Origin of the sequence: Mesorhizobium sp. B2-3-10, assembly GCF_006442275.1 — a bacterium.
Lineage (GTDB): Bacteria > Pseudomonadota > Alphaproteobacteria > Rhizobiales > Rhizobiaceae > Mesorhizobium > Mesorhizobium australicum.
In genome coordinates this window covers 188343-207655 of the sequence record NZ_VFVT01000010.1, presented here as the reverse complement: position 1 = coordinate 207655, position 19313 = coordinate 188343, and the positions used below count along the sequence as shown (strand labels likewise).

Below are 19313 nucleotides of genomic sequence, written 5' to 3'. Positions count from 1 at the left end.
ACTACTCACTACTCACTACTCACTACTCACTACTCACTACTCACTACTCACTACTCACTACTCACTACTCACTACTCCCTACTCCCCTATCCCGCCTCAATCTCCGACTGCAACGCGTCCATATGCGTTGCCGCGGCCGCACTCGCCGCGCGCTCGATGGCGCGAAAACGGCTGACCACGGCCAGGCCGACGGTCGTCAGTTGCGCGCCGCCGCCCTTGCGGCCGCCGGTCTGCGCCGCCACCAGCGGCTTGCCGAACACCCGGTTCATGTCCTCGACCAGGTCCCATGCGTGCTTGTAGGACATCGCCATGCCGCGCGCGGCGGCCGAGATCGAACCGAAGGTGGCGATGTGCTCCAGAAGCTCGATCTTGCCAGGACCGATCCGTCCGTCCGGATCGAGATTTATCCGCAAGCTCAGCGACGGCATTGTTGCTCCTCCGCGACCGCTTCAGCTTCGGCGACCGTTATTCCAAAACAATATAGCGCCGATCACCGCCGCTGTCAGCCATCGACGTCGAGCGGCAGACCGGCGCCGGTATTTCCCCGATCGAAGCTCACGGTCTTGACCACCGCGAAAACCTTGCCGCCGAGCCGCAGCTTCAGCGTCTGCCGCGACTGTTCCGTGATGCGGGCGAGCACCGTTGCCCCATTGCAGTCGATGCCGATTTCGACCGTCGGCCCCTCGCCGGGACTGATCGCGACGATCGTGCCGGGCAGGATGTTGAGGGCACTGAGGCCCGTCGGTTTCTCCGCGGCGATCATCACGTCGCGAGCGCGAATGCGGATACGCACGGGAGCCCCGGCCTTCATCCCAAGACGCGGCACGCGGATCTCGCCGGCGGCCGAGCCGAGCACGGTCATCCCAAAAGCCTCCTCGTGACGCAGCACCTTCGTGTCCAGCACGGCGCCGCCCTCGCCGCGCTCTTCCACCGGCAACAGGTCGAGCCTTTGCATGACAGCGTCGGTCGGGCCGCTGGCCGTGACCTTGCCCCGCGCCAGCATCACGACGTCGCTCGCCAGCCGCGCCACCTCGGCGACCGAATGGCTGACATAGACGATCGGGATCTTTGTTTCGTCGCGCAGCCGCTCGATATAGGGCAGGATCTCGGCCTTGCGCGCTTCGTCGAGCGAGGCCAGCGGCTCGTCCATGAGCAGCAGTCTGGGGCTGGCCAGCAACGCCCTGCCGATCGCCACGCGCTGCTTCTCGCCGCCCGAGAGTTTTGCCGGTCGTCGCCCAAGCAGCGGGCCGATGCCCAGCAATTCTACAACGGCGTCCATGTCCGCATAGCGTTCCGCCGCCGGCGTGAACCAGCGGCCGTAGCACAGATTGCTCATCACGCTCATATGCGGAAACAGGCGCGCATCCTGGAACACCATGCCGATGCGGCGTTTGTGCCTTGGCACGAAAATGCCGGCACCAGTGTCGACCAGCACGCGGCCATCGACCTCGATGCGCCCCTTGTCCGGCCGGATCAGCCCGGCAATCATGTTGATCAGGGTCGTCTTGCCGGAACCGGACGGCCCGAACAGCGCCGTCAGCCGTCCGGCGTTCTCGAAGCGGGCATCGATGGCGAAATCGCCAAGCCGGTGGCCAATGTCGACAAGGACGCTCATTCGATGTCCATCCGCCGCCCGACCCGCCGCGCCAGCACTTCCGATGCGACCAATGCCGCCATCGAGATGACGATCGAAATCAGCGTCAGTCGCAGCGCCCCTTCGTCGCCGCCCGGCACCTGGGTAAAAGTGTAGATCGCCGACGGCAGCGTCTGCGTCTCGCCAGGAATGTTGGAGACGAAAGTGATCGTCGCGCCGAACTCGCCCATCGCCTTGGCGAAGGACAGGATGGCGCCGGCGATCAGCCCGGGCAGGATCAGCGGCAGCGTGATGGTGCCGAACACCCACAGCGGGTTGGCGCCGAGCGTTCCCGCCGCCGCCTCCATCTTGCGATCCACCGCCTCGATCGACAGCCGGATCGCCCGCACCATCAGGGGAAAGCCCATGACACCGCAGGCAAGGGCGGCACCCGTCCAGCGAAACGAGAAAACGATGCCGAAATGTTCGGCGAGGAAGGCCCCGGCCGGGCCGCGTTTGCCGAACGTCAAAAGCAAGAGATAACCGGTCACCACGGGCGGCAGGATCAGCGGCAGGTGCACCACCCCGTTGAGCAGCGTCTTGCCCCAGAATTGCCCCCGGGCAAGCAGCAGCGCGATCGCTATGCCCGGCGGCAGGCTGGCGAGCATCGCCACCGTCGCCACCTTGATGGACAGCCGGACCGCATTCCATTCGTCGGGAGTGAGGTCCAGCAGCCAGCTCATAGTGCGGTATCGGGCCTTTTCGAACTCAGTTGCTCGCCGACTCAGTTGCTGGGCGTGAGCACGGTAAAACCCTGTTCCCTAAAGAGCGCGCCAGCCTTGGCGGACTGCAGGCACTTCAGGAAGGCCAGCGTATCCTTGTCCTTCGAATCGGCGGTCTGGGCAACCGGATAGATGATCGGCGGATGTGAATCCTCGGGGAAGGTGCCGACCACCTTGACGCCCTTTTCGGCGTGCGCGTCGGTGGCATAGACGATGCCGAGGGCGGCCTCACCAGTTGAAACCAGCTTCAGCGCCGCACGGACATTCTCGGCCTGTGCCACCTTGCCCTCGACCGAGGACCAGACGCCGAGCGATTCCAATGCCGCCTTGCCGTACTTGCCGGCCGGCACGGCCTTGAAGTCGCCCATGGCAAGCTTGCCATCGCCGACGAGCTTGGCGAGGTCAAAGCCTTTCTCGATCTTGGTTTCGACCGTCGAATCCTTCGGCGCCACCAGCACGATCTCGTTGCCCAGCAGCTTCACTTCCGTGTCGGGCTTGGTCAGCTTCTTGTCGGAGAGATATTTCATCCAGTCGAGATCGGCGGAGATGAAGACGTCGGCCGGCGCCCCACCCTCGATCTGCTTGGCCAATGCCGAACTCGCGGCATAGGAAACGGTCGCGGCCTCGCCGACATCGGCTTCGCAGGCCTTGTTCACCGCATCGAGCGCGTCCTTGAGACTGGCCGCCGCGAACACCACGACCTTGTCTTCCGCGTGCGCTGCCGGCATTGCCGCCATCAATGTCGCCGCAAAGCCGCCAATGGCGATCATCCTCAACCCGAAACCTTTGCGTGTCATCGAAAACTCTCCCTGGGTTCAAACTCCGGTTGGCTCGAAGCCTGTAGACCGATATATCCGCATGGATATAACAAGGGAAGGCCCGGCCGGCTGAAACTCGATCCGGCGCTGCATGATTGTTCTGATAAGACCGCCGCCGCGAAAGGAACTGCAATGAAGATCAGCGCCCGCAACGTGCTCGAGGGAACGATCACCGAAATCGTCAAGGGAGCCACCACCTCGCATGTCCGCATCGACATCGGCGGCGGCATCATCGTCACCGCCTCGATCACCAATGAAGCTGCCGCCGACCTCAAGCTCGAAAGGGCAAGCAGGCCTACGACGTGGTCAAGGCCTCGGACGTGATGGTCGGCATCGACTGAAAAGCCGCGGCTCAGACCGCGATGGGCGCCTTGATCGACGCATCGGCGACGTAGTTTTCCAGCCGGAAATCCTCGAAGTGGAAGGCGAAAAGGTCCTTCACCTCAGGATTGATCCACATCGTCGGCAGGGTCCTTGGCGTGCGCCGCAACTGTTCGCGCGCCTGCTCGAAATGGTTCGAGTAGAGATGCGCGTCGCCAAGCGTGTGGACGAAATCGCCCGGCTTTAGCCCGGTCACCTGCGCCACCATCAGCGTCAGCAGCGCGTAGGACGCGATGTTGAACGGCACGCCGAGGAAGATGTCGGCGGAGCGCTGGTAGAGCTGGCAGGAAAGCCGGCCCTCGGACACGTAGAACTGGAAAAGGCAGTGGCAAGGCGGCAGCGCCATTGCTTCCACCTCGGCGGGATTCCAGGCCGAGACGATCAGCCGCCGTGATTGAGGATTGCGGCGGATCTCCTTGAGAAGATTGGCGATCTGGTCGATCGAGCCGCCATGGCCGTCTGGCCAGGATCGCCACTGCCTGCCGTAGACCGGGCCGAGATCGCCATTCTCGTCGGCCCATTCATCCCAGATCGAAACGCCGTGGTCGGTCAGGTACTTGATGTTGGTGTCGCCGGCCAGGAACCAGAGGAGTTCATGGATGATCGACTTCAGATGCAGCTTCTTGGTGGTGGTGACCGGAAATCCGCGCGCCAGATCGAAGCGCATCTGGTAGCCGAAGACGGAGCGCGTGCCGGTGCCGGTGCGGTCGCCACGATCGGCGCCGTTGTCCAGCACATGCTGCAGGAGATCGAGATACTGGCGCATCGGTTCCGGGCTCGATTCGGGATCTCTCCGATCATAGCGCATATAGGCGCTGACGCCACGCTTGTCTGAGATCGTCCCCACTTAGCAGGGACGAAGCCCGCCCAGAATCCTCACCGGCGAACCGGAAGCGCGGAAATCGCCAACCGGCCGCCAGGATGAAGTAACCAAAGGTCTCAGAGAGAGCCGAGCTTGCCCAGGTCCTTGGCCACCAGATAGTAGAAGGTCACGCGGTTCTTGGTGTTGTCGGCGTGCATCGCCTTGCAAGTCTTCTCGATCGCGGCGTCGGCTTTCGCCCCGTCGCTGACGCCGAGCTTCTTGGCCACCCAGCTCTCCTTGACCCGCGCCAATTCCTTCGGATCCGTGCAGGACACCAGCGAGGAATCGCGGTTCCTCAGCGCAATGCCCAGGTGCTTGACGATTTTTTCGACCGCATCGGCGCTTGCCGCGGCGTCATATTTCTTCACATCCGCAAGATAGTCGGCCATCAGAATTCCCCTCGTCGGCGCCACGGATCCGATCGATGAGGGCTGTGGCGCGCTTCGCAACTTGTGCGCTAGGTCGGTAACTCCTCACCGCCCGCAAAGCTTCGGTTGAGACCGCGCCCAAGTCAACCCTTCGCGTCGCAATTTGACACAGGGACAAAGCACCATTGCGGCCTTTCATTTCCGCGCAAGCCCCCCTATATTCGTTTTGTCGGCTTGACCGACTATGGCGATAAATGGGCGATGAAATAAGCCGTTCGGACCCGGGGGCGGTACCCGGCGCCTCCACCAAAAGCCGCTGTTGAGGACAGAGCGGTTTTTGCTGGGGGCGAAATAGGATCGACGAAGGTGTAAAGATCGTACTTTTGCCCGGCATTGTACCACCGTCATCGGGCTAAACTTATAGTTGCCAACGACAACTATGCGGAAGCACGTCTCGCTGCTTAATGCAGTGCGATAGCTTCAAATCAAGCCCTAGGGGTTCGCACTTCTAGGCGGGGTTCGGAGGTACCTGGCAACAGAAACCTCCACTTCTCCCCCTTTCATTTTGCGTGACGCACAACGGTTCCTGCCGTCAAGACTTCGCACGTCCACGGCTGCGAAGCCGCTGCGTTGCGTGCCCTTTCTCCATGGACAAAATGCAAAACAATTCCGATCGATTCTTCGTGCTGACCGGCGGCCCCGGTTCCGGCAAGACCACCTTGATCGAAGCCTTGCGGCAGGCGGGCTTTGCGACATCCGCCGAGGCCGGGCGCGGCATCATCCGCGACCAATCCGCCATTGGTGGAACCGCCCTGCCCTGGAGCGATCGCGCATTGTTCGCCGAACTGATGCTGTCGTGGGAAATGCGCTCGTACCGTGCGGTCCGCGAGCTGGCCGGTCCGGTCTTCTTTGATCGCGGCGTTCCGGACACGATCGGCTATCTCAGGCTCTGCGGCCTGCCGGTGCCGGATCACCTCACCAGTGCCGCCACGGAATTCCGCTATGCGCGTCGCGTCTTCGTCGCCCCGCCATGGCCGGAGATCTTCACCCAGGACGAAGAACGCAAGCAAACCCTCGACGAGGCCGAGCGCACTTGCCAGTCCGTGGCCGGCGTCTATGCCGCACTCGGCTACGAACTGGTGACCTTGCCGCTGGCCCCAGTCGAAGAGCGTGTACGCTTCCTCCTCGACGCTGCTGGATTGCCGCTGACATCGCGGACATAAAGAGGTCGGACGGGTCCGGCCTTTCCTGTGCGTTGGTGGACCAGGCGATACCTTGTAAACTGAAACCACACCCCATGGAGATCGGAAACATGGCGCTCAAGCGGATGGACAATGTAGGAATCGTCGTCGAAGACCTTGGAGTGACGATCGATTTCTTTCGCGAACTCGGCCTCGAGCTCGAAGGGCGGGCCACGGTAGAAGGAGAATGGGCCGGACGCGTCACCGGACTGGGCCACCAGCATGTCGAGATTGCCATGATGCGCACGCCGGACGGCCACAGCCGGCTGGAGCTGTCACGCTTCCTCGCGCCGCCTGTCGTCGCGGATCACCGGACCGCCCCCGTCAACGCCCTGGGCTATCTCCGCGTCATGTTCACCGTGGACGACATCGACGACACGCTTGAAAGGCTCCGCACGCGCGGCGCGCAACTCGTAGGCGAAGTGGTCGAGTACAAGGACGTGTATCGGCTCTGCTACATCCGTGGGCCTGAAGGGCTTCTCATCGGCCTCGCCCAGGAACTCAGCTGAGCGTCAGCCGCCAGAGCGCGGTCTTCAACCCGGGGGCAAACGCCGGCTTCAACACAAAAAAGGCCGGGATCGACCCGGCCTCCCCTGGTTTATTGGAAAAGGTGCTTACTCCGCCGGCGCTTCGACCGCTTCGCGCGAACGGCCAAGAGTGACCTTCGCCAGTGCGAACGAGATCACCGCGCAGAGCGTGATGCCAGCGACCATCGGCAGCGGCGTGCCGTCGAAGAACACACCGGCGACGCCCATGGCGAGCGCGCCGATGGCGAAGTGCAGCGTGCCCATCAGCGCCGACGCCGTGCCGGCGATCTCGCCATGCTCTTCCATGGCCAGCACCGATGTGGTCGGGATGACCAAGCCGAGGAAGCCGTAGCCGACGAACAGCAGGGCCGCCATCACGTCAAGCCGATCGACGCCCGTCGCCATGATCGCGAACAGCACAACCATCGTCGTCGCGTAGCCGGTCACCGCCACCCACACCACGCGCTTCAGTCCGAACCGTTCGGAAAGCAGGCCCGTCAACTGCGACATGCCTATGAAGGCAACCGCGTTGATCGAGAAGAAGACGCTGTAGACCGAAGGCGACAGCCCGTAATGGTCGATCAGGATGAAGGACGAACTCGACAGATAGACGAAGAAGCTCGCAATGCCGAAGCCGGCTATCGCCACCAGGCCGAGGAAATTACGGTCGCCCATCAGGAAGCGGTAGCCGGCAAGGGCGGTACCGAAGGAGGACCCGACGCGTTCTTCCGCCGGCCGTGTCTCCTTGAGCGAGGTCGCGAGCAGGATGGTGGCAAGCACCGCCGCGCCGGTCACAGTCCAGAACACGGCGCGCCAGCCGAAATTCTCGATGATCTGGCTGCCGGTCAGCGGCGCCAGGATCGGCGACACCGAAAACACCAGCATCAGCAGCGACATCAGCTTGGCGGCCTCATTGCCGGTGTGCAGGTCGCGCACGATGGCACGCGGAATGGCCATTCCGGCGCTGGCGCCAAGCCCCTGCAGGAAGCGGAAGGCGATCAGCCACTCGATGGTCGGCGCCATTGCCGAGCCGATGCCGCCGGCCATGAACAGCGCCAGGCCGCCATAGAGCGGCAGCTTGCGGCCGACCATGTCGGAGATCGGCCCGACGACGATCTGGCCGAAGCCCATCGACAGGAAGAAGATCAAAAGGCTCATCTGCACGGCGGCGGTGCCGGCATGCAGATCGGTGCCGATCGACGGCAAAGCGGGCAGATACATGTCGATGGCGAACGGGCCGATGGCGGACAACAGGCCGAGCACGACCGCGATGCGGAGGAATTTGGGGCTCATGATATTGGCTTCTTTCGAATCTGGTTGCCGCCGCCAGGCGACGTCTGACCCTAGGACGTTCCATCCCGAGGGTTTCCTACTCCTGGAGTAAATTTAGTCGTCTCCGGAGCGAAATCCCCTTATATCGTGTCCACAAATTTAGACAGTCTTGTCTAAATCGTCAATCACCTCTATATAGATTTTCATGAGACCGGGCGTTTCTCCTGACACTTTCCCGCCACGCGGCCACGAGGCCAAGCGCCTGTCGATCGTCGACGCCGCTGCCGGCGTGTTCTGCCGCGAAGGTTTCGCCGGCGCCAATATAGACTTGATCGCGGTTGAGGCCGGCGTGTCGCGCCAGACGGTCTACAATCACCATGGCGACAAGGAAAAGCTGTTCATCGCGGTCGTGCGCGACCTGACCGAGCGCTGCAACGCCGGCATTTTCGCCACCATCGCCACCTTTCCCGATCAGCCTGGGGATCTCGAGGCCGACCTGATCGGTTTTGCCGTGCGCCTGAATCAGAACTGCATCTGCAACCGCGACGGAAAATTCCTGCGCAAGCTGATCCAGACCGAGGGCGAGCGCTATCCCGAGCTCTTTGCCGAATGGCGCGAACAGGGACCCGGCAGGACATGGCCGGCGATCGCCGCCCGCTTCGCCCGCCTCGCCTATGGCGGCTATCTCGCGATCGACGATCCCGACGTCGCGGCGCGCCAGTTCCTCGGCCTCGTCAATGCCGAATTGCAGACCACCTTCATGCTCGGCGGCACGCCGGGCGAGGACGAGGTGGTACAATCGGCGAAAAACGGCGTGCGCACCTTCCTGCGCGCTTTCGGCAAGCGCCCTTCCCCGACCAGCCTCAAAAGACACGCTGCGCTGGCTAACGCATAACATTTGGCGTTGCCGCCAAGCCGCCTTGCCGATCAAATCGTTTGCAATAGTCCTCGCTTCGGCGCGGCGGCGGTCTATATCAGGTTTACGCCGCGCCCAAGCTTGATTACAGCTATGCGGACGATTCAACGGAACCCGACCACCTCATGGCCGACGACCATATCCGCTACGACATTCTGGCCCAGGAGGCGTTGCGCGGCGTCATGCGCAAGGTCCTGGCAGAGGTCGCGCGCACCGGCCTCCCCGGCAACCATCATTTCTTCATCACCTTCCTGACCGGCGCGCCGGGCGTGCGCGTCTCATCGCGGCTGCGCGAGCGCTATCCCGAGCAGATGACCATCGTCATCCAGTTCCAGTATTGGGACCTGAAGGTGACCGACACCGGGTTCGAGGTCGGTCTCTCCTTCTCCGACGTGCCGGAGAAACTGGAAATCCCGTTCTCGGCCGTGCGCGGCTTCTACGACCCCTCGGTCAATTTCGAGCTCGAATTCGACGTCAAGACCGATGCGCAGCCCGACGAGGAACCGGCGGCACCGGTGCCCGAGCCGCTGACCATCGTCTCCGAGAAGAAGCCGAAGGCCGAGAAGAAGGCCGCCGCCGAAGCGGAGAAGAAGGCAACCGCCGCGGATGCCGGCACCAAGGGCGCCGAAGTGGTCTCGCTCGACGCCTTCCGCAAGAAATAGGCTCGCGGTCCGTGGCCGACATCGTCAATCTCCGCCAGGCTCGCAAGCGGAAGGCGCGGGACGACAAGGCACAAACGGCCAGCCATAATCGCGCCTTGCACGGTCGCACCAAGGCCGAAAAGGAACGCGACCGCCTGATCGCCGACAAGAGCGAAAGGTTTGTCGCGGGCCATCGTCGCGAAAAGCCCACCCTGCCTGACGATCAATGAGCGCCGTCGAAAAACGCTCGGTGACCATTCGCGGCCATCGCACCAGCTATTCCCTCGAAAAGCCCTTCTATGACGATCTCGTCGCCATCGCGGCGACCAGAAAGCTGACGCTCGCCGCCCTTGTCGCCGAAATCGACGAGATCCGGCCCCGTGACACCAATCTGTCCTCGGCGCTCAGGCTGCATGTCCTGGAGTGGGCGAAGCGCGCGACGAGCGCCTGAACTTACGCACCCTCGACCGGGTCCGCCTTTTTCCCGCGTCCGAAGCCGAGCAAGGTGGAGCGCTCACGCTCCTCGGCCTGCTTGCGCGAGCGCACGCGCATCAGATCCTTCCAGCCGACATAGCCGACCAACCTTCCATCCTCACGCGCCACGACCGGCAGATGCGAGACATTGGCGGTCAGCAATTTGTCCGACAAGCCTTCCAGATATTCGTCGGGATGGGCCAGCGTCACCTTGCTTCCAGCCAGCAGCTCGCCGAGTGTCGTCGTCCGGTGCTTGCCGGCACGGCGCCAGCGCAGGATCGCCGGCGGATCGATGAGGCCAAGCACCTGCCTGTTTTCATCGACCACGGGAAAACTCGGATGCCGGGTTTCCGGCGCGGTCAGGAAGGCGGCCGCACCATGCAGCGTCATCGTCGCCGGCACGCTCTCGACCTGCGCCGTCATCACCTCGCGCACCCTGGTCAGCGCGAAGGGGTCGACGCGATATTCGCGAACCAGATGGTGCCCCCGCCTGGCGATCTTCTCGGTCAGGATCGAACGCTTCATCAGCAGCACGGTGACCGCGTGCGCCGCGGCACAAGCCGCGATCAGCGGCACCAGCACATGCGTGTTGCCGGTCAGCTCGACGGCGAAGAACGTGGCTGTCAGCGGCGCGCGCATCGTGCCGCCCATGGTGGCGGCCATCGCCAGCAGTGCCCAGAAGCCCGGGTCCGCCGCCGGCAGGATGCCGGCAAGCACCGCCCCCATCGCGCCCCCCATGATCAATAGCGGCGCCAGCACGCCGCCCGAAGTTCCCGAGCCGAGCGCAACCGACCAAATGATGGCCTTGACCACCAGCAGCAGCAACGCCGCGGTGGCGATCGTGCGGCCGCCCAGCATGTCGGCGATGTTGTCATAGCCGACGCCGAGCGCCCGTGGGTCGATCAAGCCGCCTATGCCGACCACCAGGCCGCCGAGCATCGGCCACCACATCCAGTGGATCGGCAGCTTCTGGAAGCCGTCCTCGCAGGCATAGACCATCTGCGTCAGCAGCCCGGACAACAGGCCGGCGCAGATGCCGACCAGCACCCAGCCGCCAAGGCCGACGAAGGAGATAGCCATGTTGCCCGCGAACGGAAAGATCGGCCCTGGCATGTGCAGCATGGTGCGCTCCACCTCGGCCACGATGGCCGCCACCGCGACGGGAATGAAGCTGCGTGGCGTCCATTCGAACAGCAACAATTCGACCGCCAGCATGATGGCTGCGATCGGCGTGCCGAACACGGTGGTCATGCCGGCCGCCGCTCCCGCCACCAGCAATGTCTTGCGCTCGTTGTCCGAGACCGGCAGCATCTGCGCGATCAATGAGCCGATGGCGCCGCCAGTCATGATGATCGGACCCTCGGCGCCGAACGGCCCGCCGGAGCCGATCGAGATCGCCGACGACAACGGTTTCAGGATCGCCACCTTGGCGTCGAGCTTGGAGCGCCCAAGCAGGATCGCCTCGATGGCCTCGGGAATGCCGTGGCCGCGGATCTTCTCGCTGCCATAGCGCGCCATCAGGCCGATGATCAGCGCGCCGATGACCGGAACGATGACGGCGGCAAGCCCGAGCGGCGTATCCTGCAGCTTCAGCTCGGCAAGCGAGAACTGGCCGAAATAGGCGATGTTGGTGGCGAGCCGGATCAGCTTCAGAAGCGCGATGCCGGCAAACAGCCCGGCGGTCGCCACCACCACCGCTATCGCGGCGACGAGCAGCACTCGGGCATCCGTGGTGAAATCCCGGAGATGATCGGGATTGGAGTTATGGGTCTTCATGGTGGCTTTGCTTCCTGGCGGCGGCCGTGTCTGGGGTTCTGCGGCACGGTCGAAGTGGCCAGCCGGTTGTCGGCCGGGTATGTATCGTAACACGATATATCTATTCAAGCGGCTTTCGCTTGAAATTTCGTTTGAGCTTTCACCGGAAAACGAAGACATCTCCGATATGACGCAGCCCAAGACATCACGCCCCGCCATCAGGCAATCCGACTACCAGCGGCTGTCCGAGTTCCGCTACCTCATCCGCCGCTTCCTAGAATTCAGCCAGGTGCAGGCCGAGGACGCCGGCCTGACCCCGCGCCAGCACCAGGCGCTGCTGGCGATCAAGGGATATCCCGGCGGCGGGCCGGTGACGGTCGGCGACCTGGCGGAACGCCTGCGCATCCGTCACCACAGCGCCGTCGAACTGGTCAACCGTCTCGGCGAGGCAGGACTGGTCGCACGCGACCAGGACAAGGACGACCACCGCCGCGTGCTGCTGCGGCTGACCGAACGCGCCGACGATTGCCTGGCCGAACTGTCGGCCGCGCATCTCGACGAGCTCTCGCGCATCGAACCCATGCTGCGGCGCCTGCTCGACCGGAGCCAGGACTGACGTCCAGCATCCGTGCGGGCCGATAGCGAACTATTTTTTCCGGAATCCGAATCCTCTGGGCTGGCCGCGGCGTCTTGGACAGGCGACAGCCAAGGGAGCCAATGCGATGAAACGCCATTTGATACGCTACAAGACGAAGCCGGACCGGGCCGACGAGAACGAGCGCCTGGTCAAGGCAGTGTTCGAGGAACTGCGCGGCAAATCGCCGGAAGGCGTTCGCTACATGACCTGGCGCTCCGCCGATGGCACTTTCGTCCATCTCGTCGAGACCGAAACCGACGGGCATGCCGACCTCATCACAGGGCTTGCCGCCTTCCAGGCTTTTCAGAGTGGCATCAGGGATCGCTGCGTCGACCCTCCGCATCGTGACGTGATGACAGTGGTGGGCCATTATCGGATGCTGGACGAGTAGCCTGAATAGAACCATGTCAAGAACGGCCGGTGCATGAACAATCCAGGCGAGATCCCAGAGCCTTTCGACCGCTTGTTCGGCGAATTGCGCCCCAAACTGCATCGCTACTGCGCCCGGATGACCGGCTCGGTCGTCGATGGCGAGGACGTCGTGCAGGAGGCGCTGGCCAAGGCATTCGAGGCCTTGGCCGGCACCGTCCCGATCGCCAATCCCGAAGGCTGGCTGTTTCGCATCGCCCACAATGCGGCGCTCGACTTTTTGCGCCGCCGCGCCCGTGAGAAGACTTTCTCCGAGGAGGAGCCGGACATGATCGCCGACCCGGCAAATTCCATCGCCGACCGGCAGGCCGCGGCAGCCGGATTGCACAGTTTCATGCGCCTTCCCGTCGCGCAGCGAAGCAGCGTCATCATGATGGATGTGCTGGGCTATTCGCTGCGGGAAATCAGCAACATGCTCGACGTCAGTGTCCCCGCGATCAAGGCAGCGCTGCATCGTGGCCGTGGCCGGTTGCGTGAGCTCGCCGACGAACAGGACGATCGTCCTGTTCCCAGGCTGAGTGCATCGGAGCACCTGTTGCTCGACGCCTATGTCGATCGCTTCAACGCCCGCGATTTCGATGCCGTGCGAGACATGCTGGCCGACGAAGTGCGGCTGGAACTGGTGGCCAGGGCAAGGCTCAACGGCCGCAAGGAGGTGGCCACCTATTTCGGCAATTATTCCCGGGTGCGGGACTGGCATTTCCAGTCCGGTTTTGTCGAGGACCGTCCGGCAATCCTCGTGCGCGATCCCAACGACCCTGCGGCAGCACCTGCATACTTCATCCTGCTGGGTTGGCAGGGCGGCAAGCTTGCCGCCATCCGCGATTTCCGCCACGCCAGATACGTGGCCGACGGCGCCGAAGCATTCGTTCTTGAGACGATTGCCTGGCGGGCGAGCAACCGGAAAGCCTAGCCCTGCTGCCTACTGCAGTGACTTCAACAGATTGTCGACCGTGAATGGATTGGCTTTCGGCTTGGCTGGAGGCGGATTGTCGTTGGCGGGCACCTGCTCGGCCTTGGGTGCCTGTTGCGCCGCCTTGCGCTCGGCTTCGAGCCTGGCTTTTTCCTGGGAGGCAATGCGCATCGCCTCCTCCGCCTTCTGGCGCTCCTGCTCGGCCTGCGCCTTGGCCGCCTCGTCCGCTGCCTGCTGTTCCGCCGCCGCCTTGGCCTCGGCATCCGCCTTGGCTTTTGCTTCCGCGTCGGCCTTTGCCTTGGCATCCGCTTCGGCCTGGGCCTGAGCGTCGGCCTCCGCTTTCGCCTTGGCGTCGGCCTCGGCTTTCAGGCGCGCCGCTTCCTCTTGCTGGCGCAGCTCCTCGGCGGCCTTGTCGCGGGCATCCTGAAGGGCCGCGTAATAGCGCACTTCGCGTCGCAGCCGCTGTTTCTCCAGCAGCGCGGCCTGCATCGCCTCGACGCGCTGCTGTTCTTTTTCCAGCGCACGCTGGGTCAGGAATTGCGCCAGCGGCTCGCTGTCGAACTGCCGTTTCACGGCACCGAACGGCCCCTCGGCGGTGAAATTCACGGCCGGCTCGGAGCCGACCAGCGCTTCGTCGCCGGGCCGATAGGTGACCGCGCCCTTGGCGGAAACCGTGCCGGTGTTGAGATCCGCCGTGATGTCGGCCGACAAGGTCGCCGCCGGGTTTTCAAGACTGATCGGCGGCGCCCTGAGCGTGCCGCCGGCAATCGTGAAGGCGACCTCGGCATTCCCGGCGGCGAAGCTGCCGTCGGCGGCGATGTCAGGCGCGAAACCAGCCGTCTTGGCGGCGTCGATATCGCGTCCGATCGCATCCGCCTTGGCCAGGAAAGCCCCGAACGCGTCAGGATTGACGCCGGCGATCCGCAAGCCCTTCAGCGTCGCCGTGCCGGATCCCGATAGAGCGGCAATCATCGCGTCGACGGATTTGCCGCTGGTCGACAGCGTCGTCGAGAAATCGCCGATGCCGCCGATGCCCGCATCCGGCAAGACATCAGCCAGATCGGCACCCGCCAGTTTCATCTGACCGGTGAAAAGCCCGGTACCATCATTGTTCTTCAGCTCGAACAGGCCGGAGAGCGCCCCGCCGAGGAATTTGGCCTTGAGATCGGTGACCCGAATGCCTTCCGGGTCGAGCTTGAGCGAGAGGGCCGCGTCATAGGCGGTGGCGAGCGGGCCGACGGTCAGCGAAGCCGTGGTCAGGTCGAGATCGGCCGTGAACGGCAGGCTGGACTTCTGGCTGAACGGCGCCGACGGCCACGCGCCGGATTTGTCATTCTTGTCGGCCCTATCATTCTTGTCGGCCCTGTCATTCTTGTCGGCCCTGTTATTCTTGTCGGCATTGTCGCTCTTGCCGGACCCGTTCTTGTCCACGAGAAAAGCGGAATCGCCAAACAGCGCCACCGCCATCGGATCGAGGTCGAGTTCGTCGAGCGCCAGCGCCCCGGCCAGGTGCGGCACGCCGACCTTGCCGTCGGCTCCTTCCTTGACATCGAGGTTGATGTCGCCGGACACAGCCGCCTCGTTGATGGCGCCGCTGAGCCCGGAGAGCACCAGCAGGCCATTGCCGTAATCGGCCTGCGCGGCCAGCGACGTCGACATGCCGGCGCCCATGCCGGGCAGGCCGATGCCCGTCGTCATCAGCCACGGCTCGATGTCGGAGGCATCGAGATTGATCTTGCCCTTGGCCGTCGGGCCTTGCGGCGTGTCGGCGACCATGCCCTCGAAGCCGGCTTTGAAGTCATTGCCGGCAAGGCTGAAGCTCGTCGCCAGGCCGCCGGAAAGCGTGCCCTTGGCCTGGATGTCGGTGCTTGCTTCACCCAACATGCCGAGCGGCAGCGCCGGCAGGCCGTAGAGCGCGAGCAAGGCGGTTGCGTCCGGGTTCCTGGCATTGAAAGTCAGTGTCACCGGCGCGTCGGCAAGCCTGTCCACCGCGCCCTTTCCCGACAGCGACGCCGAAAAGGACGAGCCACCGGCCTTGCCTTGCCCGCTCACCGCCAGGCCCGTGGTGCCGTCGCCATTGTCGGCGGCACTGGCCACGAGGTCGACGCGCGCGTCCTGGAACAAGTCGGGATAGGCTGCGGCGCGGTCTGCGAGCCCCTTCAGCACGGCATTGTCCGGATAGTGCCGTGCTGCGACATCAATCAGCGGTTTGAGGTCGACCGCGACCACCGAGGCGTCCAGCTTGCCGGTCGGGCTCGCCGGAAAATCCTTGATGCGGCCGGTGGCGCTGATCGAAGAACCGGCCAGTCCGCCGACAGACAGCCGGTCGATTTCGAGCAGCCCGTCGCGCAGCCTGAGCGCGGTGTCGACCGTGTCGGCGGTCAAGCCGCCGGCGCTGACAGGGCCGGCCTTGATCTGGAAATCGAGGTCGCTGTCGGCAAAACGGTTGGCGCCCTTGTCGCTGACGAAGATCGAGGCGAAGGCCGCCAGCCCATCGACATCGAGATCGCCGCCCTCGAGCCGCATCAGCACAGATGGCTTTGCGTCTTCGGGCTGGCTGGAATCGATGCGGCCGGAAAACTTCGCCTTGCCGAGGATCAGTTCGAGATCGCTGAAGGATTGATGATTTTCCGAGAGATCGACCTTGGCCTTGAAACCGGCGGCAGGCAGACGGCGGATCGCCTCGTCGACATCCTTCGACAGCCAGGCGGCAAAACCCGAAGGCTGCGCCACGGCCAGCAGCAACGAGCCGGTAAAGCCGAAATGGCCCTGTACGTTGAGCATGACATTGCCATCGGCTTCCAGCTTGGTGCGGCCGGGCAAGGTCGCGGCCAGCGATTTCACCGACCAACCGTCACCGACCGGCTCGGCCGAAAGATGAACATCGCGCACCGTCGTGTCGCCGGCCACCACCGCCGGCAACTTGACCTCGACCGTGCCGGGAATGGTCGGCTTCGGCAGATCGAGCAGCGCCTGTTCCAACCCGGCGATGCGCTGATCCAGCGTCAGGCCCGTACCCGCCTGGGCACCCACCGCCTCGTCGAACTGAACCTGCGCGCCATTCGCCTCGATGGCGAAACTCGGTTTCTGGCCGAGATCGACCGAGGCCTTGCCATCGGCGGTGTAGGGATTGTCGAGCGGACCGGTCTCGAAACGGAATTCGTCGACGCCAAGCTTCTGGTGATCGAGCGAGAACTTGCCGTTAAGCCGGAAGCCCGGATCGGACTTGCCGGTGCTGACTTTCACCGTCTCGCCGTCCGTGCCGCGCAACTCGGCTGAATTCTTGCCCGCGCTATCCTTGTCCGCGCCCGAAATCTTGAACTGGCCGGAATAGACGGCGGCACCGTTGACGATGCCGGCATTGCCGTCGGTCTCGATGACCAGCGGATAGGCGTCGGGATCCGCCTTCACCCGTAACCGCATCTGCCCGGAGGGTTCGGCCTTGCCGGTCGATGCCGCGACCGTGGTTCGCAACCCGTCCAGCCGCAACGTGCCGTCCATGCGCCATGGACCGGCCAGCGACTTGGCCGAAATGGTCGAGTTGATCTCCGAAAAGATATGGCTGCGGCCGCCGGCGGCATGGCGCAGTTCAATCTGCCCCTCCGTCACAGTCAGTTTCTCGATCGAGACCTGGCCGGGGTCGAAGGGCGAGGACGGGCGCATGGCCCAATCGACGGCTCCGTCGGCGGCGATGTCGATGGTCGCCTTTGGCCGCACCAGCCGCATGTCGAAGATCAGCACCTCGCCGCGCAGGAAGGGTGCCAGTTCCGCGTCCATCGAAAACGTCTCGACGGTCATGGCGGGCTGGCCGTCGGGGCCACCGGCGACGGCGACGTTGGAAAAGGTTACCGAGGGAAACGGCAGCAGCCTTGCCGTGGCGTCGCCCTGCACGGTTACCTTGCGGCCGAGGATGGCGCTTGCCTCGCGCTCGAACTCGGCGCGGTAGCCGGTCCAGTCGATAAAATGCGGCACCACCAGCGCCGCAAGCAGCACCAGCACGAACAGGCCACCGAAGATCACGAACAGGCGTGCGAGCATCAGCTCCGAACAGGTTGATTGCAATTCCGCCGCACTCTACCCGCATCCGCGTGTCGATAAAGAGGCAATTCGTCCCGTTGCGTCATGTCGGACGATCTGAAACAAATCCGGGAAAAGCGGAGATTCTCGGATGTCGGGCAAGAACTGGGATCGCGTGCCGATCGATGCGCAGAGTGTCGATGCCCCGCTATCGCAGTCGGCGATTTTCCTTGTCGGCACCGTCGCCGGCGATCAGCCGGCTCTGGCCAGGGTTTGTTCCGTGCTCGGCGAACTCGACGATCTGGTCAAGACTGTCGGATTCCGCGATCTCGGCGGGCGCCTGTCCTGCATCGCCGGCATCGGCCGCGATCTCTGGGACCGGCTCAGCCCCGGCCGGCGGCCGCTGGAACTGAAGCCGTTCGCGCCGATCAAGGGCGCGGTCCATTCGGCGCCAACGACACCGGGCGACCTGCTCTTTCACATCCGCGCCGAGCGGCCCGACATGTGCTTCGAATTCGAGCGTATCCTGCTCGACAGGCTTGGTCCCGGCGTCAGCGTCGTCGACGAAGTGATCGGCTTTCGCTATTTCGACGCCCGCGACCTGCTCGGCTTCGTCGACGGCACCGCCAACCCGGCCGGCCTCGATTTACCCGCCTCGGCGCTGGTCGGTGACGAGGATGCCGATTTCGCCGGCGGCAGCTATGTCGTGGTCCAGAAATATCTGCACGACATGCAAGCCTGGGCGCGCATTCCCACGCCCGAGCAGGAGGCGATCATTGGGCGCACCAAGATCGACAACATCGAAATCGACGATGACGACGCGTTGCGCAAATCGCACAAGTCGCTTGCCACCGTGGTCGATGCCGACGGCAACGAACACGACATATTGCGCGACAACATGCCGTTCGGCAGGCCCGGGCAGAACGAATTCGGCACCTACTTCATCGGCTACAGCAGATATCTCTGGGTCACGGAGAAAATGCTGCAGCGCATGTATGTCGGCGACCCGCCCGGCGCCTACGACCGGCTGCTCGATGTCTCCACGCCGCACACCGGCACGACCTTCTTCGCCCCGACCCGCCCCATGCTGCAGACGCTTGCGCAGGACGCCCGGGAGCATCTTCCCGCTGCAGGGTAGAGCGACGGTTGGCGGGCCTTAACCGCCCCCCTTAACGTGCGTCGCGCTTCGCCTGCGCCACCTTGGCCGCCTTGCGCTGGCGGCCGAGTTCGGCCGGCCGAACAAGATTTGGAACCTTCTGGTTGGCCACGGCCCGCATGCCCTTGTGGGCGGTGCGCGAATTGTGCGTGGGACCCTCCGGAGCTTTCTGCTTCAAGGCCAGCGCCTTGCGCGCATTGTCGACCAGCGAAGTGCGGGCCGCCAGTTGGCGCCGCCGTTCGGCCTCGCCGTTCAGCCGCCGCATCGCCATGGCCAGCACCGCGAGCTTCACTTGTGAACCTCCGTCGGCCTTCGAGGGTGCCGTACCTTTCGCCGCGCCCTTGCCGCGTATTTCGCGCCGCCGGCGATGTGCTTCGGTCTGCGCCTTGTCACGCCGTTCCCGCAACAGCTTGACCAGACCGGAAAGGTCGGAATCGGAAAGCTCCTGCACCGCCGGATGGTGCGATTTCTCCACCAATTCCTTTTCATCGGCGTTCAGCGCGCGTGCTTCTTCCTTGCGTGAAATGGCCATAGAAATTCTCCTCAGCCGG

The 19313-nt window shown here is 64.0% G+C and carries 20 protein-coding genes, 1 other RNA gene and 1 pseudogene; 12 read left to right on the top strand and 10 right to left on the bottom strand.

Annotated elements, in window-relative coordinates; genetic code table 11:
- Window positions 1–86: 86 nt before the first annotated feature.
- From FJ943_RS26090 to modA, 4 genes are all read right to left on the bottom strand, one after another.
- On the bottom strand, window positions 87–428 hold the full coding sequence (locus FJ943_RS26090) for a winged helix-turn-helix domain-containing protein (protein WP_140615713.1): 342 nt from the start codon (window positions 426–428) through the stop codon (window positions 87–89).
- Between the two features lie 74 nt (window positions 429–502).
- Window positions 503–1615, bottom strand: coding sequence for a molybdenum ABC transporter ATP-binding protein (modC, locus tag FJ943_RS26085; protein WP_140726202.1), 1113 nt, complete (start codon window positions 1613–1615; stop codon window positions 503–505).
- Window positions 1612–2316 carry a molybdate ABC transporter permease subunit gene (gene modB / locus FJ943_RS26080; RefSeq protein WP_023782669.1) on the bottom strand — a complete coding sequence of 235 codons (705 nt, stop codon included), beginning with the start codon at window positions 2314–2316 and terminating at the stop codon, window positions 1612–1614. Before modB ends, modC begins: the two co-directional genes overlap by 4 nt.
- Before the next feature lie 41 nt (window positions 2317–2357).
- A complete protein-coding gene (gene modA, locus FJ943_RS26075) occupies window positions 2358–3152 on the bottom strand; it encodes a molybdate ABC transporter substrate-binding protein (RefSeq protein ID WP_015317268.1) in 795 nt (264 codons plus the stop codon).
- A gap of 153 nt (window positions 3153–3305) precedes the next feature.
- Here modA and FJ943_RS26070 point away from each other — a divergent pair.
- A pseudogene (locus FJ943_RS26070) lies at window positions 3306–3514 on the top strand (molybdopterin-binding protein).
- 11 nt (window positions 3515–3525) lie between these two features.
- On the opposite strand, the gene FJ943_RS26065 reads toward FJ943_RS26070, so the two are convergent.
- Window positions 3526–4320, bottom strand: a complete 795-nt coding sequence (locus FJ943_RS26065; protein WP_140726216.1) for a thymidylate synthase — start codon at window positions 4318–4320, stop codon at window positions 3526–3528.
- Window positions 4321–4493: 173 nt separating this feature from the next.
- Window positions 4494–4805, bottom strand: a complete 312-nt coding sequence (locus FJ943_RS26060; protein ID WP_015317265.1) for a DUF2853 family protein — start codon at window positions 4803–4805, stop codon at window positions 4494–4496.
- 168 nt (window positions 4806–4973) lie between these two features.
- On the opposite strand from FJ943_RS26060, the gene ssrA reads away from it, so the two are divergent.
- The 3 genes from ssrA (at window position 4974) to FJ943_RS26045 (ending at window position 6534) form a co-directional block, all read left to right on the top strand.
- Window positions 4974–5334, top strand: a transfer-messenger RNA (tmRNA) gene (gene ssrA, locus FJ943_RS26055).
- A 106-nt stretch (window positions 5335–5440) separates the two neighbouring features.
- Complete coding sequence (locus tag FJ943_RS26050; protein WP_140726199.1) at window positions 5441–6007, top strand: AAA family ATPase; 567 nt, start codon at window positions 5441–5443, stop codon at window positions 6005–6007.
- 89 nt (window positions 6008–6096) lie between these two features.
- Entirely contained in the window at window positions 6097–6534 is a 438-nt protein-coding gene (locus FJ943_RS26045; RefSeq protein WP_140726196.1) for a VOC family protein, read from the top strand.
- Window positions 6535–6639: 105 nt separating this feature from the next.
- Here the strand turns inward: FJ943_RS26045 and FJ943_RS26040 are convergent, their stop codons facing one another.
- Entirely contained in the window at window positions 6640–7845 is a 1206-nt protein-coding gene (locus FJ943_RS26040; RefSeq protein WP_015317263.1) for a multidrug effflux MFS transporter, read from the bottom strand.
- A 184-nt stretch (window positions 7846–8029) separates the two neighbouring features.
- On the opposite strand from FJ943_RS26040, the gene FJ943_RS26035 reads away from it, so the two are divergent.
- The 4 genes from FJ943_RS26035 (at window position 8030) to FJ943_RS26020 (ending at window position 9832) form a co-directional block, all read left to right on the top strand.
- Entirely contained in the window at window positions 8030–8719 is a 690-nt protein-coding gene (locus FJ943_RS26035; RefSeq protein ID WP_140726194.1) for a TetR/AcrR family transcriptional regulator, read from the top strand.
- Window positions 8720–8865: 146 nt separating this feature from the next.
- Entirely contained in the window at window positions 8866–9402 is a 537-nt protein-coding gene (locus FJ943_RS26030; RefSeq protein WP_140714644.1) for an SspB family protein, read from the top strand.
- Between the two features lie 11 nt (window positions 9403–9413).
- Entirely contained in the window at window positions 9414–9611 is a 198-nt protein-coding gene (locus FJ943_RS26025; protein WP_140726191.1) for a DUF4169 family protein, read from the top strand.
- On the top strand, window positions 9608–9832 hold the full coding sequence (locus FJ943_RS26020) for a ribbon-helix-helix domain-containing protein (protein ID WP_140726188.1): 225 nt from the start codon (window positions 9608–9610) through the stop codon (window positions 9830–9832). The genes FJ943_RS26025 and FJ943_RS26020 overlap by 4 nt, the downstream gene beginning before the upstream one ends.
- Before the next feature lie 2 nt (window positions 9833–9834).
- Here FJ943_RS26020 and FJ943_RS26015 read toward each other — a convergent pair whose 3' ends face one another.
- Complete coding sequence (locus FJ943_RS26015) at window positions 9835–11631, bottom strand: chloride channel protein (protein WP_140726185.1); 1797 nt, start codon at window positions 11629–11631, stop codon at window positions 9835–9837.
- A gap of 166 nt (window positions 11632–11797) precedes the next feature.
- Between FJ943_RS26015 and FJ943_RS26010 the strand changes: the two genes are divergently transcribed.
- The 3 genes from FJ943_RS26010 (at window position 11798) to FJ943_RS26000 (ending at window position 13589) form a co-directional block, all read left to right on the top strand.
- Window positions 11798–12226 (top strand): helix-turn-helix domain-containing protein, encoded by a 429-nt coding sequence (locus FJ943_RS26010; protein ID WP_181174636.1) that lies wholly within the window; start codon window positions 11798–11800, stop codon window positions 12224–12226.
- 106 nt (window positions 12227–12332) lie between these two features.
- A complete protein-coding gene (locus FJ943_RS26005; protein WP_140714638.1) occupies window positions 12333–12638 on the top strand; it encodes a hypothetical protein in 306 nt (101 codons plus the stop codon).
- 33 nt (window positions 12639–12671) lie between these two features.
- Entirely contained in the window at window positions 12672–13589 is a 918-nt protein-coding gene (locus tag FJ943_RS26000) for a sigma-70 family RNA polymerase sigma factor (RefSeq protein WP_140726182.1), read from the top strand.
- A gap of 9 nt (window positions 13590–13598) precedes the next feature.
- On the opposite strand, the gene FJ943_RS25995 is transcribed toward FJ943_RS26000, so the two are convergent.
- Entirely contained in the window at window positions 13599–17627 is a 4029-nt protein-coding gene (locus FJ943_RS25995) for an AsmA family protein (RefSeq protein WP_140726179.1), read from the bottom strand.
- A gap of 130 nt (window positions 17628–17757) precedes the next feature.
- On the opposite strand from FJ943_RS25995, the gene FJ943_RS25990 reads away from it, so the two are divergent.
- Entirely contained in the window at window positions 17758–18744 is a 987-nt protein-coding gene (locus FJ943_RS25990; RefSeq protein ID WP_140726176.1) for a Dyp-type peroxidase, read from the top strand.
- A gap of 31 nt (window positions 18745–18775) precedes the next feature.
- On the opposite strand, the gene FJ943_RS25985 is transcribed toward FJ943_RS25990, so the two are convergent.
- Window positions 18776–19294 (bottom strand): hypothetical protein, encoded by a 519-nt coding sequence (locus FJ943_RS25985; RefSeq protein ID WP_140615689.1) that lies wholly within the window; start codon window positions 19292–19294, stop codon window positions 18776–18778.
- Between the last annotated feature and the right edge of the window lie 19 nt (window positions 19295–19313).

Excerpts from the sequence above, each read along its gene's own strand:
- modC (WP_140726202.1), bottom strand. The coding sequence starts at position 1,615 with ATGAGCGTCCTTGTCGACATTGGCCACCGGCTTGGCGATTTCGCCATC.
- modB (WP_023782669.1), bottom strand. The coding sequence starts at position 2,316 with ATGAGCTGGCTGCTGGACCTCACTCCCGACGAATGGAATGCGGTCCGG.
- FJ943_RS25990 (WP_140726176.1), top strand. The coding sequence starts at position 17,758 with ATGTCGGGCAAGAACTGGGATCGCGTGCCGATCGATGCGCAGAGTGTC.
- FJ943_RS26010 (WP_181174636.1), top strand. The coding sequence starts at position 11,798 with ATGACGCAGCCCAAGACATCACGCCCCGCCATCAGGCAATCCGACTAC.
- FJ943_RS26020 (WP_140726188.1), top strand. The coding sequence starts at position 9,608 with ATGAGCGCCGTCGAAAAACGCTCGGTGACCATTCGCGGCCATCGCACC.
- modA (WP_015317268.1), bottom strand. The coding sequence starts at position 3,152 with ATGACACGCAAAGGTTTCGGGTTGAGGATGATCGCCATTGGCGGCTTT.
- FJ943_RS26045 (WP_140726196.1), top strand. The coding sequence starts at position 6,097 with ATGGCGCTCAAGCGGATGGACAATGTAGGAATCGTCGTCGAAGACCTT.
- FJ943_RS25995 (WP_140726179.1), bottom strand. The coding sequence starts at position 17,627 with ATGCTCGCACGCCTGTTCGTGATCTTCGGTGGCCTGTTCGTGCTGGTG.
- FJ943_RS26040 (WP_015317263.1), bottom strand. The coding sequence starts at position 7,845 with ATGAGCCCCAAATTCCTCCGCATCGCGGTCGTGCTCGGCCTGTTGTCC.
- FJ943_RS26050 (WP_140726199.1), top strand. The coding sequence starts at position 5,441 with ATGCAAAACAATTCCGATCGATTCTTCGTGCTGACCGGCGGCCCCGGT.
- FJ943_RS26005 (WP_140714638.1), top strand. The coding sequence starts at position 12,333 with ATGAAACGCCATTTGATACGCTACAAGACGAAGCCGGACCGGGCCGAC.
- FJ943_RS26030 (WP_140714644.1), top strand. The coding sequence starts at position 8,866 with ATGGCCGACGACCATATCCGCTACGACATTCTGGCCCAGGAGGCGTTG.
- FJ943_RS26015 (WP_140726185.1), bottom strand. The coding sequence starts at position 11,631 with ATGAAGACCCATAACTCCAATCCCGATCATCTCCGGGATTTCACCACG.
- FJ943_RS26035 (WP_140726194.1), top strand. The coding sequence starts at position 8,030 with ATGAGACCGGGCGTTTCTCCTGACACTTTCCCGCCACGCGGCCACGAG.
- FJ943_RS26090 (WP_140615713.1), bottom strand. The coding sequence starts at position 428 with ATGCCGTCGCTGAGCTTGCGGATAAATCTCGATCCGGACGGACGGATC.
- FJ943_RS25985 (WP_140615689.1), bottom strand. The coding sequence starts at position 19,294 with ATGGCCATTTCACGCAAGGAAGAAGCACGCGCGCTGAACGCCGATGAA.
- FJ943_RS26060 (WP_015317265.1), bottom strand. The coding sequence starts at position 4,805 with ATGGCCGACTATCTTGCGGATGTGAAGAAATATGACGCCGCGGCAAGC.
- FJ943_RS26000 (WP_140726182.1), top strand. The coding sequence starts at position 12,672 with ATGAACAATCCAGGCGAGATCCCAGAGCCTTTCGACCGCTTGTTCGGC.
- FJ943_RS26065 (WP_140726216.1), bottom strand. The coding sequence starts at position 4,320 with ATGCGCCAGTATCTCGATCTCCTGCAGCATGTGCTGGACAACGGCGCC.